Genomic DNA, 15,530 nt, shown 5'->3' on the forward strand with positions numbered 1-15,530 from the left:
AGTCCGTCCATCGCTTTGAAGATGCCGACGAAGTCTTCGCGCTGGTAGGGCGCGACCTTCGCGAGCGCGCGGGCGCGATCCTCGACCGTGTCGGCGAGGATCATCTCGCGCACCGCGTCGATGCGCGTGCCCTCGAAGAACATGTGCTCGGTGCGGCACAGGCCGATGCCTTCGGCGCCGAACTCGCGCGCGACCTCCGCATCGTGCGGCGTGTCGGCGTTGGTGCGCACCTTCAGGCGGCGCGCCTTGTCCGCCCAGCCCATCAGCTTGTTGAAATCGCCCGACACCTTGGCCTGCGTCGTCGGAACGTTTCCGGCGTAGACGGATCCGGTCGCGCCGTCGAGCGTGATCCAGTCGCCTTCCTTGACGGTCTTGTCGCCGGCGGTCATGCGCCCGGTCTTGTAGTCGATGCGCAGCGCTTCGCAGCCGACCACGCAGCACTTGCCCATGCCGCGCGCGACCACCGCCGCGTGCGACGTGCGGCCGCCGCGCGCCGTCAGGATTCCTTCGGCCGCGTCCATGCCGGCAATGTCTTCGGGCGACGTTTCGGTGCGCACGAGAATCGTCTTCGTTCCCTTCGCCTTCGCGGCCACCGCGTCTTCGGCCGAGAACACGACCTGTCCGGCTGCTGCTCCAGGAGAAGCGCCGAGGCCCTTCGCGAGCAGCGTCTTGGCGGCCTTGGCATCGATGGTCGGATGCAGCAGCTGGTCGATCTGTTCGGGCGCGACGCGAAGCACCGCGGTGTTCCTGTCGATCAGGCCTTCCTTCTCCATCTCGACGGCGATGCGCACGGCGGAGCCGGCGGTGCGCTTTCCATTGCGCGTCTGCAGCATCCACAGCCGGCCGTCCTCGATCGTGAACTCGAGGTCCTGCATGTCGCGGTAGTGCTTCTCGAGCCTCGCCGCAGCGGCGAGCAGCTGCTTGAAACACTCCGGCATCACTTCCTCGAGTGACGGGAATTTCGACGCGCGGTCCTTCTCGGAGACGCTGTTGTCCTTCGACCAGTCGCGCGACGAGATCTTCGTGATCTGCTGCGGCGTGCGCGTGCCGGCCACCACGTCTTCGCCCTGCGCGTTGACGAGGAACTCGCCGAAGAAGCGCTTCTCGCCGGTGCCGGGATCGCGCGTGAATGCGACGCCGGTTGCGCTCGAGTTGCCCATGTTGCCGAACACCATCGACTGCACGTTGACGGCAGTGCCCCACGCTTCCGGAATGTTGTTGAGCCGCCGGTACACCGTCGCGCGCTCGTTCGTCCACGAGCGGAACACCGCGCCGATCGCGCCCCAGAGCTGCTCCTTCGGATCGGTCGGGAACGGCCGGCCCGCGAACTTCTTCACGGCGGCCTTGAACTCGGCGACGAGCTCCTTCAGGTGCCCGGCGGTCAGCTCGGTGTCGAGCTTGACGCCGAGCTTGTGCTTCTTCTTCTCGATGATGGCCTCGAACGGATCGGCTTCCTTCGCGGACTCGGGCTTGAGACCCATCACGACGTCGCCGTACATCTGCACGAATCGGCGGTAGCTGTCCCACGCGAAGCGCTCGTTGCCGGACTTTTTCACGAGGCCTTCGACCGTCTGGTCGTTGAGGCCGAGGTTGAGCACCGTGTCCATCATGCCGGGCATCGACGCGCGCGCGCCGGAGCGCACCGAGACGAGCAGCGGGTTCGCCGCGTCGCCGAACTTCTTGCCCATCGCCTTCTCGAGGCGCGCGAGCGCGGCGTCGACCTGAGCCGAGAGCTCCTTCGGATACTTGCCGGTCTTCGCATCGTAGGCTGCGCAGACTTCGGTCGTGATCGTGAAGCCCGGCGGCACCGGAAGACCGATGCCGGCCATCTCGGCGAGGTTCGCACCCTTGCCGCCGAGAAGGTTCTTCATCGACGCGTCGCCTTCGGAGCCCTTGTCGCCGAAGAAATAGACGAGCTTTCCAGGCGTGGCCGACTTTGCCACGGCCTTCGGCTTTGCGGCCGCCGGCCTGGAAGGCGTCGCGCTCTTCGTTGCAGGCTTTGCTGCCTTGGTGGAAATCTTTGTTGCGGTGCTGTTCTTGGTGCTCATGGCGAAACGCTTCCTTGCTGCTGAATCGGTCTCGGGCTTTAGAAATGCGGCGACTGCCGCGGCGATCACGCGCCGGGCGTCAGTGATCCGCGAAATACGGGCGGTGCGACTTTCCTGCGTACGATGTCGAAGAGGTCGTCGATCCTGACGCGCTCCTGCTCCATCGTGTCGCGATCGCGAAGAGTGACCGTGCCGTCCTTCATCGTGTCGTAGTCGACGGTCACGCCGAGCGGCGTGCCGACCTCGTCCTGACGCCGGTAGCGGCGGCCGATCGATCCGGCCTGGTCGTACGCGACGGCAAAATACGGGCGCAGCATCTCGACGATCTCGTGCGCCTTCGCATCCATGCCGTCCTTTTTCATGAGCGGCATCACCGCAACCTTGACGGGCGCGAGCGACGGGTGAAGGCGCAGCACCGTGCGGCGATCGTTTTCGGGCCCGTCCTCGTCGTACGAGTCGACGAGGAACGCGAGCGTGCCGCGATCGGCGCCGGCCGACGGCTCGATCACGTACGGCACGTACCTCTCCTTCGTCTGGTCGTCGAAGAACGAAAGGTCCTTGCCGGAGAATTCGATGTGCTGCTTCAGGTCGAAGTCGGTGCGGTTGGCGATGCCTTCGAGCTCCTGCCAGCCGATCGGGAATTCGTACTCGACGTCGGCGCAGCCTTTCGCATAGTGCGCGAGCTCGTCGCTCGCGTGATCGCGAAGGCGAAGCCGATCGGGACGGATGCCGTAGTCGATGTACCACTGCAGGCGGCGCTTCTTCCAGAAGTCGTACCAGCCGTCGTCGCTGCCGGGCGGCACGAAGAACTCGAGCTCCATCTGCTCGAACTCGCGCGTGCGGAACAGGAAGTTGCCGGGCGTGATCTCGTTGCGGAAGCTCTTGCCCATCTGCCCGATGCCGAACGGCGGGCGCTGGCGAGTCGAGTTCACGACGTTGACGAAGTTGACGAAGATCCCCTGCGCGGTCTCCGGCCGCAGGTAGACGACGGCACCGGAGTCTTCGACCGGGCCCATGTGCGTCTTGAACATCAGGTTGAAGCTGCGCGGCTCGGTGAGCTCGCCGTCGCATTGGCCGGGCTTCTTGCTCGGCTGCTTCGGGCAGCGGATCTGGTCGATGTGGTCGGCGCGGAAGCGGCCCTTGCAGAGCTTGCAGTCGACCATCGGGTCCGAAAAATTCGCGATGTGACCTGACGCTTCCCAGGTCCGCGGATGCATCAGGATCGAGCAGTCGAGGCCGACCACGTCGGGACGGGTGGTCACGGTATCGCGCCACCAGGCTTCCTTGACGTTGCGCTTGAGCTCGACGCCGAGCGGCCCGTAGTCGTAGCAGCTGCCGAGCCCGCCGTAGATTTCGGAAGACTGGAAGACGAACCCCCGCCGCTTGCAGAGGTTCACGATCTTTTCCATGGTCACGACGGATTCGGGCACGGGCCTTTCCCCTTCACAGCGAGCACTCGCAGCCCGCAGGCTGCCGGCTTTCCCCGCCGTCTGGCGGCAGCGGAATTGGCCTGTTTAGCGCTGTGCGGAAGGGCGGGCAAACCACCCGCCGGGTATTTGCGGGAGGCCGACGGGCGGGCTGGGATCAGAAAGCCGCGAGCGCGTAGGTAATGAACGCGCAGATTCCCGCCATCAGGCACAGGGCGACGAGGAAAATGCCGTCGGCCCAGCGCTCCACGCGATGCATGCGCCGGGCACTGCGAGTCCGCAGTGCGAAGTACGACAGGAAGCACGACACGAGAAACAGCGCGGCATCGCCGGCCAGAAGATCGTCCGTGACCGTGTCGACCTTCCGGGCCGTGATCACGACGCGTATGATTCCGATAACGGTCAGGCAGACGCCGACCATTCCCGCCGACACCGTGAAGATGTGGATGCAGATGTCGGATTCCAGCCGCGCAGGCCGGTCCTCTTCGTTCGTCTCCGGAGACGTCAGAGCTTCGCTACCTTGCAGACGAGTTAGCGCTGGGCGGCAGAGCGGGCAACCCGCCATCGTCGCCTCCCCTTGTCGTCCTTCCGATTGACGTACGTCCGCCTGCTGAGCAACGTTGGCCCGTGCGCGAGCCGAACTTCAGTCGAGAGCGGAGAATCGGCTCGGAGTCTGCAGAATGAACAGCCAGCTACGGTTCGGACTGATCGCAATCGGCAGCTTTTTCGTCATGCAGCTGCTGCAGCTGATCCTCGTTCTGGTGCAGCTCATGCGGATGCGGCTCTGGCCGGCGACCAGCCGCCCGATGGTTGCGCTTCCGTCGGTCCGTCCGGACGAGCAGGCCGCCATCGACGAGGTCGAGGCGCTCGGTTTCCAGCAGATGTCGCGCAGCATGATCGAGACCGGCCCGTACCGGTACGTCTCCATTCTGCTGCGCCATGGAACTCTTCCGATCTTTGCGAGCCTGACGCTCCAGCCGATGGCCCGGGCCGCGTATCCCGTCTCGTTCTTCACGTTCCTGGCAAACGGGCAGCTGCGAGAGACGGTCAATCGCCTGGCGTGGGCCCTGATGGGCGAAAGGCCGGGCGTGCTGGTGGAGGATCCCTGCTCGGATTCGCTGCACGGGCACTGGCAGGCGCATCGCGCGCGAATCGAGGACGCGGACACCGTCGTCCCCGGTGACGAGGAGGTCGTGCGACGCGTCGCTGAAGGAGTGGAAGGCTACCTTCCGATGCTTCGCGAGCAGAAGCTCTGCATCCAGAGTCGAGGCGCCTGGCACCCGACGCTGAGAGCTGCGGCGGTCGCGGCGATGCGCTGGATGCGCGCACGCCACAAGCTCGCACGTCCCTATCACTCGACGGTCACGGAAGGACCGGTGCGAACCGCATACCACGTGCACTGCTATGAGCATCAGGAGGTCATTCGCAAGACTTTGCCGCCTCGCCACAACGTCAAGGCGTTCGTGCTCGTCGCCTCGTTGCTGGCATCGATCGTGCTCTGGGGCTGGGCACTTTCGTGGAGCTATGGGCTGGCGATCGTCGCGATCATCGTGTTGCACGAAGGCGGGCATGCGGTCGCGATGCGTGCGTTCGGTTATCGCGACATGAGCATGTTCTTCATTCCGTTCATCGGCGCGGTCGTAAGCGGAACGCCGGCGAACATCGCAGCATGGAAGCAGGCGGTCATTCTTTTCGCCGGACCGTTGCCGGGAATCGTGGCCGGGTTCGGTCTCATCGCGTTCCTGGCTTCGCATCCGGCCGCACCGCCGATCTGGCACAACATCGCGTGGGTCGCGGTCGTCGTGAATCTTTTCAATCTTCTTCCACTGGCTCCGCTCGACGGCGGCAGGCTCGTCGAGCTGGCGGTCTTCGGCCGCTGGCCGCGGTCGCGTGCGTTGTTCGGAACGCTCAGTGCACTCACGATCGGTGCGCTGGCGTACTGGCTGCAGACTCCTGCGCTGACGCTCGTCGCGATCGTGATGGCTTTCAGCATCCGTTCCCAGTGGCGGATGGCGCAGCTCCAGCGCGAATGGCGTGAAGGCGCCGCAGAGCGCGATCAGCTCGAGCATCTGTTCGCCGTGATCGGGCGGCGCTTCGCGAAGTTGTCGTCGGCGCGACAGTACCTGCTGGTCCGATCCGTATTCTCGCAGCGGGCGATCGGCGCGGCACGTCCGTGGGAAAGCGCGATGACGCTCGGACTTCTCGTCGCGTTGTGGAGCAGCGCCGGAGTTACGGCCTACCGGCACTGGCCGTCCTCCTCGGAGTGGAATGACGATCGGACGGCCGCGCAGCGGGAATTCGATCGTGTTTTCGACGAAGACCCCGACTCCGACGGGATCGACGAGCTGAAGAAGGAAGCGAACAATCTGGCAGAGGACGATCCCCGGCTCGTGGATCTGCGCGTACGCGAGATATGGGCCTCTCCTTCTTCCGAGCATCGCGAGAAGCTCGCGGACGTTCTCGCCGAGGGCCATGCCGGCTACCGGTTCGATCTCGAGTACATCGAACGGGAGTTCCTGCGATCCGTCGTCGTCGAGACTGCCGGCGCTGCCCCGGATGTTCGCATCACGGCGCTGACGGAGGCGGTCGGTCGTGCGGAAGCGCTCTTCCCCGCAGGCTATGCCGCGACTGTCGATACACGCCTTCGCGTGCTCGAAGCCATCGATCAGCAGGGAAAGAGCGCCGAGGCGGAGACGCGTCTCCGCGAGTTGCATGCGCAGGTCCTCGCGCTCGAGGGTCATGCCGTCAAAGCCCTTGCCGACGTGGTCAGCGCGCGGGCGTGGTTCTTTCTCAGCAAGGGTCGTGTTCCGGAAGCGCTCGAGCTGCTGCAGGCCTCACCGCTGGCCAGGAGCACCAGGCGCACCCGGCAGCCGTCATTAGTCTACGCGTGGGCGCTGCTGGCGGCGGGCCGCGTGGACGAAGGCGTCGATCGGATGCGCAGAGCGGCCTACGGCGGCGGCTTCAACCCGACGACTGCGCAGCAGGCAAATGGCTGTCAGGTCCGCGAGCCTTACCTGATCAAACCGCTCGACATGGCGTATGCGCTTCGCAGGGCCGGCCGCGACAGCGAAGCACGCGCGCTGATCACGCGCCAGACTTCCTGGGCGTGCTACCACGCCCGCCTCGGCACGCTGGACTCCGCTTTCGTCGAACCGTGGCAGCAGTCGCGCGAGGCGGCGCTGCGGGAAACGTCACTGGCGATCTGTCCGCACAGAAAACGCAGACACTCGACACCGGCCTGACGATACGAGTGTGCGTCAGACCTTCGATACCTTGTAGACGAGCGTTCCCGTCGCGACGAGCCCGGCTTTCGCCGTCAGGATTTCCGCCCGGCAGAACACGGTCGAACGTCCGCGCTTGGTGATCCACCCCTCGGCCACGGCGTCCTCGCCTATGACGGCCGACATGTACTGGATCTGCATGTCGATCGTCAGGTAGCGGTGCGGGACGTCGTAGCCGCTCGCGATTGCAGGAACGACGACTGTATCGATGAGCGTTGCGAGCGCGCCGCCGTGCACGACGCCGGCCGGCTGGTTGAGGACCGGACGGAACGGCAGCCGCATGCGCGCGTAGTCCTTGCGAACTTCCTCGAGCGTGATGCCGACGAGTCCCGGAAAATACTCGGGTCGTCCCGGAGCAAAGCCTGCAAAGCGTTCGGCGGTTTCAGGCGGGAGGGCTTCGAAGCGGCCGGCGCGCGGCGCGAGGTTGCTAATCTGTTCGGTCATGCGCGCGACCATAGCGGGATAGGTTTCGAGAGACGAGCGAGACGCTCGACTCCGCTCGGCATTGAACGCTCGACTCCGCTCGCGATCTCAACGCTCGACTCCGCTGGCTATTGCACGCTCGACTCCGCTGGCTATCTGCACGCTCGACTCCGCTCGCTAGCGATGCTTGAACGCGGGCATGGGAAATTCGCTGGAAGGCAAGGTTGCGGTCGTCACCGGCGGCTCGCGTGGAATCGGCAAGGGAATCGCCATGGCGCTCGCACGCGAAGGCGCCCAGGTGATGATCACGTCGCGCAATCGCGAGAGCTGCGAGGAAACGGCGCGCGAAATCGGACCGAATGCGCATGTCGAGCAGGGGCACGTCGGCCGCCCGGAAGATGCGGAGCGCGTCGTCTCCGCAACCTTGTCGCGTCTCGGCCGGCTCGACATTCTCGTCAACAACGCGGCGACCAATCCGTATGCCGGTCCGACGATCAAGGTCGATGTTGCGCGCTGGAACAAGACGATCGACACCAATCTGACCGCACCGCTCGTCTGGACCCAGCTCGCGTGGAACGGATGGATGAAGGAGCACGGCGGATCGATCATCAACATTTCGAGCGTCGGCGGTCTTGCGACCAATGCGATCCTCGGCGTCTACGACGTAACGAAGGCGGCGCTCATCCACCTGAGCAAGCAGCTCGCCGCCGAGCTCGCGCCGAAGGTGCGCGTCAACGTGATTGCGCCCGGGCTGATCAAGACCGATTTCGCGCATGTATTGTGGGCGGAGGGACGCGGCGACGAAGTTGCAAAGTCGTATCCGCTCCGCCGCCTCGGCGAGCCCGAGGACATCGCAGAGGCGGCGCTGTTTCTCGCCGACGATGTGCGAAGCGGCTGGATCACCGGCAACACGATCGTGATCGATGGCGGCGGGCTCGTCGCATTTACCAAGGTGGGCTGACAGAGAGCGCGTCCACACTCCATTCGGGGCCGCTGTGCGAGCCGGCCGGCGATTTCCCGACTCGTTTGGTCAGAAGACTTCGCCGATACCCTCGTGCATGCACGATCGCCGGGTTACGCTCGGGAAAATCGTTTTTTTCCGCACCCCTCGAAAGGAGGACGTCCCATGCGATCCCATGTCCGAAGATTTTTCATCCTGTTGCCGTGTCTTTTCGTGATCGCGTCCGCGCTCGAGGCCTCTGCCAGCACGATTACCCAGAACGTGTCGTGGACGATCGATCGGCCCGGGACCGACGTAAAATATCGGATCGTCGCGTACGGCGACTCGATCTTTGCCGGCTACAAGGGCTCTGTGCTCGAAGTCGCGATCTACGCCGCGCCGACGGTCGACGGCGATTACGCGCAGGCCGACTGGAACGCGGACGTCGAGACATTCCGCAGGGCCAAGTCGGGCGCCACCGCCAAGCAGATCTACGAGGACAAGATCGTCGACGACGTGAAATTCATGCAGGCCGCGAACACGCGGGTCGTCGCGTTCGAAATGTGCGGCAACGACGCGCTGCAGGCGAGGAACGATTTCAAAACCCAGGACGGCACCTGCGATTACGGCAAACTCGACGACGCGCTTGCCGATTGCACGACGTACCAGGAGCTCGCGATGCAGTTCATCAACGCGAACGCTGCGGCGGGAACCAAACGCAAGATCATCATGAATCTCTATTACGCGGGGTACGACGACGACGACCAGCCGGCCGACTGCACGAATTCGCCGGGCGGCGAGCATCCGAACCGGCAGGACGTCTTTCTCCAGTATCTGGCGCACATCAACTGGCGCGCGTGCCATTTTGCCCAGATGAACGGCTTCGAGTGCGAGGATGCGTTTGCGCAGTTCATGGGATCCGACTTCGACTCGAACGCCGATGGAAGAAGGGATTCCCGCGCGCTGCGCTATCGTCGCGGCGAATCCGAGAGCGGCTACGTCACACGCATCACGACGACCCTGCGGCCGACGATCCGCGACCCCAACGCGCATTTCGTGACCGCCACCAGAAGCTTCGATTACATCCAGTCGGACGATACGCATCCGACGTTCAGCGGCGGCGACACCAGCCTCGGCATTTTCAGCAACACCGCCAAGGGCTCTTCGGCGCCGCGCTATCCCGATGAGCAGTATGCGGACGGCAAGGTTCCGATCTGGAGAAAGTTCGGGCACGAGCGGATCGGAACCGGGTTGTCGGTGTTCAATCCCGATACGCCCTGAGGGCTGGCCCGATACGCCCTGAGGGCTGGCCCGATACGCCGTGACGGCTGGCCGGGTACGCCGTGACGGCTGGCCGGGTACGCCCGGGCTGGCCGGATTCGCGATCTGCTGGCCGGATACGCGCCGATTGCTGACTAAGCAGGTGCCTTCGCGCCGAGCCCGAGCTCGGCGCGGAGGCGCGCGTCCTTCGACAGCTTCCACATCTTGCCGTCGAAAAAGTAGTGCATGTAGCTGTAGCTCGTGACGAGCGCGAAAAGCGCGGCTCTCACGCCAGACTCGGGCAGCAGCTTGCCCGCGAGCTGGAATTCGTTGCGGAATAGCGACTGCACGAGTGCTCCCACGAGGATCGCCGCAACGAACGCCGTCATCGAGCCGAACATGCGGCGCACCGCGGGCCGGACCGCCGCTGTCTCCGGCGCGACCCGCTTCTTTCCGACGAACCACACCACAGCGTGATACTGCAGGTCGTGATAGCTCGTGATGAACAGTATCGCGAGAATCAGGTTGTCGGCACCGAACCAGAGCAGCCCGAGCCAGAAATTGCTGACGACGAGTGCGACATGGAGCAGCCGCCGCGTGACCATCGGCTTCTTCGCGGTCACGCGCCGAAACGCATCCGCGAGCACGTATCCGAATGTCACCGTGAAGATCGCGAACACGATCCACGGCGACCACGACGGAACGGGAATCCGGTAAAGCATCTTCTCGAGGTCTTCGCCGGCCCAGCCATTGGCGAGATTATAGAAGTATGGAAAGGCCGCACCGCTGTAGAGCGCCCACACTTCGGCCTGCGCGAGCCGTGCATCGGCGGGTTTGTCGCGCGCCTGGTAGAGGCGAAGGAAGCCGTAGTGCTGGCGGATGATGTGCCACGCGCCCCAGTACACGACGAGGCTCGCCCACATCCTCGCGACGAGTGTGCCCGGGTACATGGAGATCACGATCGCCGTGGCACCGATGGCGGCGGCGCCGCCGAGATAGACCGGCGCCGCGCGTTTCATCGTGTCGGGATCGAAGATCGTCAGTGGCAACGACGCAACCTGGTGAGAGTTGTCGAGCAGCACGAAGATCACGACCGCGATCAGCAGGCCGTACGGCAGCCCGTACGCAATCGCGCACAGCACGAGCGGCACGCACCACGCCGCCCACAGGAAGAGCTGGTCGTAGCGGGCATCCACGATCCACGGACCGGGACTGGTGACTCGAACGGCGCGCGCCATCGCTCGCTGATAGGCGGGCGCCGACGCTGAATCAAAGGCGAACGCGGCGCGCGCGTTTGCGACACGATGATGCTTTGCGTCGGCAGCAAGCGGTGCTCCTGCGTCTTAGCGCAGCAGCCTTGCGGCCGGCCGCGCGCCGCATGGCCGAGGCCGGCTATCGACCCTGATAACGCACCGTCTGAGTGGTCGAGCCGGCCGAGCGAAGTCCCGAAGTCGGAGTTTCGAACGTAGCCTGCCAGCAGGCCTCGTTGCCGCGCTGAAGTTGCAGCACGATCGGCAGCGCTCCGTCGTCGAGACTCGGCGGGGAAAGCTGCGCACCCTTTGCGCGAAGCTGGATGCCCGCCTGCCCGTTGGGACCGGTCCGCAGCTGCAGTTTGCGGATCCCCTGGGACGAGCCAGCGGAATCCCGGTACTGAAAGCCCTTTCTGTTGCCCGTCGTCCATCGGCTGCCGGCAGGAAGCGACGCGTTCCATGCGAGGTCGTTCTCGTTGCGGAACATGCAGACTTCGTAGGTGTCGGTGGTCTGGGGGCTCCCGAGATCTTCGAGGCTCGTTTCTCCGCCTTCGGACCAGGTCCACTTGAGCTGGCGTCTGCTGTCGAGCGCGCTGGTCGTGATGGCGAGCTCGGAAGGAAGACCGTAGCCGACCGTCGGGGTGCAGTCCGGACGCGGCGCAAGGATGCATGTGCCGACGTCGGGCTGGCAGTATTCGCACGTGGCGCAGAAGACGCTTGTCGTGCCGGCACAGACTCCGTCGCTGCAGACATCATTGGAGGTGCAGGCGTTCGCATCGTCGCAGGGACTGGAGTTGGCGACATGCGCGCAGAGGCCGGAGGAATCGCACTGATCGTCCGTGCAAACGTCGGAGTCGCTGGTGCATGCGGTTCCCGACGCGCGGAACATGCAGGTCGATGTGCAGCACTCGCCGCCATCACATTGCTCTGCCGTCGTCTGGATGCCATTGCCGCAGCCGGTAAACGTGCAGTTGGCGTCACAGCCGTCGCCGCTCGTCGCATTGCCGTCGTCGCACTGCTCGAGATCCTCGACGTCGCCATCGCCGCAAGTGCCTGCGAAATGACGAGTCAGGACTGCATCGAAGACGAGCTGGCCATCGTTGTTGCTCCCGGAAAGGCCGGCGGCGAGGATACGGCCGTCCGGCTGAAGCGTGAGCGCATTGATCTGGTTCTGATTGGCTCTCGGTTCTCCCGCGAGATGGAAGGTGGGATCCAGCACGCCGTCCGCCGAGAACCGTAGAAGCTCGAACGTGGTCGTCTCGGGAATTTCGCGATTTGGAACGGGGTGCCAGACCAGGCCTCCAACGACGATCGAGCCGTTGTCCAGCACGACCAGGCCGTATCCTGCGGAGTCGTCCTCGACGGGGCCCCTGACGATTCCAGTGCCGCCAAAGGTCGGATCAAGGGCACCGTCGCCATTGTAGCGGGCGACGGCGAGATCGTATCCGACTTCTCCTACAACGAATCCGGTGACGACGATCTTGCCGTCGTCCTGAATGGCGACGTCACTGAGAGGATCGAGCTGGCTCACGTGCGTGTTGACGACCCCGCCACTGCCGAATGTCGGATCGAGCTGTCCGTTGGCGGTATAGCGCATGAGCAGGAATCCATTGAGATTGTAACCGACCACGACCAGCGACTGGTCTGCAAAACGGGCCATTGCAGTGACGATGCGAAACACTCCCGGAGTCGAGGATCCAAACGTCGGGTCGAGTTGCCCGTTGCTGTCGTAGCCGACGAGAATGACTTCGTCGGCACCGTACTGGCCCGCGACGACGATTCGCCCGCTGGTCTGGATCTGCACCGCGCTCAGATAATGTTCGCCTTCTGCGTAGTTGCTGGTCACGATCCCGCCGACGCCGAATGTCGCGTCCAGTGTTCCGTCGCTTTCGTATCGCACCAGCGCGAACTGCGGCCGGTTGAGCCAGAAAAACGCTTCGTCGCCGATATAGGCCGTTCCCACTGCGACGATTTTCCCGTCGGCCTGCAGGGCGATCTCCTGCGTATAGGCGTATTTGCCGATTTCGGTGACCACCGTCCCGCCGGTTCCGAAGCCGGAATCCAGAGTCCCGTCGGCGTTATAACGTACGAGAAGCAGCCTGCTGAACTGTTGGTCGGTGTTGGGGTTCTCGACTATCGCGCCGGCTGCCAGAATCTTTCCATCCGGCTGCACGACGACGTCCGAGTAAGAGGCATTCCGCCCTTCGACCGCAAGCGTTGCGATTCCAGCCGCGCCGAAGCTTGGATCGACTCCTCCCGCAGCAAAAGCCACGACCGGAAGAACGATCAACGAGACAAGTGCCGACGCAAGGACGGGCCTGAATGTTTTCATGACACCCCGTCTAGCGTGTCGCTGCGAGCCTGGTCAACTTTCATCTTTCGACACCACATCGCATTGCCGGGCGGCTATGTGGCGAGCATCACGTTTCTTGCCAAGTCCGCCCTATCCGTCGGGACTTATGCGTGACTGCCGACAAACCTGAAAGTTGAGGGTGCCTGGACCGGTTTGGTCAACCACTCAGCGCGCCGGCTGCAAAACCCCCGGCCTGCGCAGCATCTTCTCGATCTCCGAGATGTGATCCTCCTCGGTACGGATCATCTCGCGCGCGTACTCCTCGAGCCGTACATCCTTGTCGATGGTCAGGTCGAGCAGCTGGCGGTAGAGTGCGACTCCGTTGGTTTCATGCTCGATTGCTTCGCGCAGGATGTCGTCGATGTCGTGCTTGTGGGTTTCGAGGAGCTTGCCGATTTTCAGAGACGGGTGCCCGCCGAACGTCGTGATCAGCTCACCGGCCATGTGCGCGTGCGTCATGGCTTCGGTGGCCTCGGTACGCATCCACGCGATGATGGGAATGCGCGCGTGTCCGAAAATCATGAACGAGTAGTGCGTGTAGCGAACGATTCCGGCCAGCTCGAGCTCGAGAATGCCGTTGAGGGTTTCGAGTACCTTGTCTTTGTCCATCGGAGTCTCCTGTTTGATCCTCGCCCTGCGGGCTGCGGACTGGGGGAGCCGGACGTTACCACGCACGCAGTGCGCAGCCACATCGTTCCAACGGATGCGCGCGATTCCGGTCTGACGCCGGAGCTCACTGTCCCGAGATGCGCGACACCTGCACGTCGACGCTCAGAAATTCGGCGCCGCAGATTCCTCCGCGGTCGCGGCGCACTCCTCGCACCGGCGCTGCCGAGGAATAGTCGAGCCCGACGCTGGTGCGCACGTGCCACGCTCCGGCAATCGTGTTGTTGGCCGGATCGAACGCAGTCCACCCGCGCTCGCCGTCGTAAGCCTCGGCCCACGCGTGGCCGGCCTGCTGCCTGACAGGATCCGCGGCGTTCATTCCGGCCGCGTCCTGTCCGTCCATGCAAAGATACCCGCCGACATAGCGCGCCGGGATGCCGAGTGCGCGTGCAGCGGAAATGAACACGTGCGCATGGTCCTGGCAGACTCCCTTTTCGCCGGCGAGCGCGTCGGCAGCGGTGGTCAGCACTCCGGTACTGCCCTTGGTGTACTCGATGCGACCGGCGACGAGCTGCATCAGGCGGCGCAGTGCGTCCGCCCTGCTCTCCAGCGCGCCGGCTTCGGTGGCAAGCTTTTCGATTGCGGCCGACGGAAACGTAAGCGGAGTCGTCCGCAGATACGCGCCGAGCGGCAATGTCTCGTTGCCGCCACGGACGATCCCGCCGGTGTCGGAAGTTTCGACCAGGCCTTCGACGTTGACTTCGACGGCGTCGTGCACGTGAGCGACCGTGTGCATGTGCGAAGTGTTGCCGAAACCATCCTCGAACGTGGAAAGGCGGCCGGGCCCCTTGGTCATGATGCGCCACGACAGGATCGAGAACCCGTCGTACGGGCGCGGCGTGAGGCGAAGAATCTGCGCGGCGTATTCGGCGGGCGTCTCGTACTTGTACGTCGTGTGATGGCGGATCGACAGTCGCATACGGCACCTCAGGAGATCAGGTAGAACTCGGCAATGTGGCGTCCGAGCGCGCCAGTGTGGTCGATGATCTCGGTCAGGAACTCGTGCAGCCCGTCCTGGAAGATCGTCTGGATCCGGCCGAAGCGAAGGCGCGCGTCGAGCTCACCGGCGAGCCGGTGACACTCGCCGCGCTTTCCCCCGTGGCCGTCCGAGATCAGGTCGAGATAGCGCGTGATCTGCGCGTAACACGAGCACAGCGACCGCGGCATCTCGGGTCGCAGGATCAAAAGCTCGGCCACCTGCCACGGGTGCAGGCGATCGTGGAAGATCCAGTGGTAGCTTCGCACCGCCGAGACCGCGCGCAGGATCGACTGCCACTGGTAGTAGTCGAGCACGCCGCCGACGTCGTCCGGGCTCGGCAGCAGCACGTGGTACTTCACGTCGAGGATGCGGGCGGTGTTGTCGGCGCGCTCGACGTAGGTGCCGAGCTGCGTGAAGTAGTACGCGTCGTTTCGCAGCATCGTGTTGGCATACGCGCCGTGAAACAGCAGCGAACGGTGGCGGACCCAGTCGAGGAACCCTGCCACGCGGTCGGGCTCGAGGTCGGCGTCGGAAAACGAGCGCGCGCCGAGCCAGGTTTCGTTGAGCGCTTCCCACATGTCGACCGTGAGCGCCGTGCGGACGGCGCGCGCGTTGCGCCGCGCGGTTTCGAAGCACGAATAGATGCTCGACGGATTGGTCGTGTCGCGCACGAGGTACTGGACGACCGCGCGGCTCGGAGCCTCGTCGCCGTACTTGTCGGCGAAGCCCTGCGCGCAGCCGGTTGCAGCCAGCGTCGAGCGCCATTCGTTGCCGCTGCCGGCGAGCGAGCGCGACATCGTCGCCATGCGATGGCCGACCTGGAGGATTCGCGCGACGTTCTCCGCGCGCTCCATATGGCGCGCAAGCCAGAACAGGCTGTCGGCCGTGCGCGCGAGCATCGGC

The 15,530-nt window shown here is 64.4% G+C and carries 12 protein-coding genes; 3 read left to right on the forward strand and 9 right to left on the reverse strand.

Annotated elements, in window-relative coordinates; genetic code table 11:
• From ppdK to VN634_15345, 3 genes are all read right to left on the reverse strand, one after another.
• On the reverse strand, window positions 1–2,048 hold a 2,048-nt coding region (ppdK, locus tag VN634_15335), incomplete at its 3' end, for a pyruvate, phosphate dikinase (GenBank protein ID HXC52256.1).
• Window positions 2,049–2,113: 65 nt separating this feature from the next.
• The gene (locus tag VN634_15340) at window positions 2,114–3,478 is read right to left on the reverse strand and encodes a glycine--tRNA ligase (protein HXC52257.1); all 1,365 of its coding nucleotides are present in this window, start codon (window positions 3,476–3,478) and stop codon (window positions 2,114–2,116) included.
• 154 nt (window positions 3,479–3,632) lie between these two features.
• Window positions 3,633–4,040, reverse strand: a complete 408-nt coding sequence (locus VN634_15345; GenBank protein ID HXC52258.1) for a hypothetical protein — start codon at window positions 4,038–4,040, stop codon at window positions 3,633–3,635.
• 115 nt (window positions 4,041–4,155) lie between these two features.
• Here VN634_15345 and VN634_15350 point away from each other — a divergent pair, with 115 nt between their 5' ends.
• On the forward strand, window positions 4,156–6,717 hold the full coding sequence (locus VN634_15350; protein HXC52259.1) for a site-2 protease family protein: 2,562 nt from the start codon (window positions 4,156–4,158) through the stop codon (window positions 6,715–6,717).
• Window positions 6,718–6,732: 15 nt separating this feature from the next.
• Here VN634_15350 and VN634_15355 read toward each other — a convergent pair whose 3' ends face one another.
• Window positions 6,733–7,200 (reverse strand): PaaI family thioesterase, encoded by a 468-nt coding sequence (locus tag VN634_15355; protein HXC52260.1) that lies wholly within the window; start codon window positions 7,198–7,200, stop codon window positions 6,733–6,735.
• A 178-nt stretch (window positions 7,201–7,378) separates the two neighbouring features.
• Between VN634_15355 and VN634_15360 the strand changes: the two genes are divergently transcribed.
• Both VN634_15360 and VN634_15365 read left to right on the forward strand, forming a co-directional pair.
• A complete protein-coding gene (locus VN634_15360; GenBank protein HXC52261.1) occupies window positions 7,379–8,140 on the forward strand; it encodes an SDR family oxidoreductase in 762 nt (253 codons plus the stop codon).
• 165 nt (window positions 8,141–8,305) lie between these two features.
• Window positions 8,306–9,400 carry an SGNH/GDSL hydrolase family protein gene (locus VN634_15365; protein HXC52262.1) on the forward strand — a complete coding sequence of 365 codons (1,095 nt, stop codon included), beginning with the start codon at window positions 8,306–8,308 and terminating at the stop codon, window positions 9,398–9,400.
• Window positions 9,401–9,534: 134 nt separating this feature from the next.
• Here VN634_15365 and VN634_15370 read toward each other — a convergent pair whose 3' ends face one another.
• The 5 genes from VN634_15370 to VN634_15390 all read right to left on the reverse strand — a co-directional run bounded on the left by VN634_15370 (window position 9,535) and on the right by VN634_15390 (window position 15,526).
• Complete coding sequence (locus VN634_15370) at window positions 9,535–10,617, reverse strand: hypothetical protein (GenBank protein HXC52263.1); 1,083 nt, start codon at window positions 10,615–10,617, stop codon at window positions 9,535–9,537.
• Between the two features lie 154 nt (window positions 10,618–10,771).
• Window positions 10,772–12,961: a hypothetical protein gene (locus VN634_15375; GenBank protein ID HXC52264.1), complete on the reverse strand. Its 2,190-nt coding sequence runs from the start codon at window positions 12,959–12,961 to the stop codon at window positions 10,772–10,774.
• A 186-nt stretch (window positions 12,962–13,147) separates the two neighbouring features.
• A complete protein-coding gene (locus tag VN634_15380; GenBank protein ID HXC52265.1) occupies window positions 13,148–13,591 on the reverse strand; it encodes a ferritin-like domain-containing protein in 444 nt (147 codons plus the stop codon).
• Between the two features lie 124 nt (window positions 13,592–13,715).
• Entirely contained in the window at window positions 13,716–14,567 is an 852-nt protein-coding gene (locus VN634_15385; protein HXC52266.1) for a transglutaminase family protein, read from the reverse strand.
• A gap of 8 nt (window positions 14,568–14,575) precedes the next feature.
• Window positions 14,576–15,526, reverse strand: coding sequence for an alpha-E domain-containing protein (locus VN634_15390; protein ID HXC52267.1), 951 nt, complete (start codon window positions 15,524–15,526; stop codon window positions 14,576–14,578).
• Between the last annotated feature and the right edge of the window lie 4 nt (window positions 15,527–15,530).

The organism is Candidatus Limnocylindrales bacterium (assembly GCA_035571835.1).
Taxonomy (GTDB): domain Bacteria; phylum Desulfobacterota; class Binatia; order UBA1149; family CAITLU01; genus DATNBU01.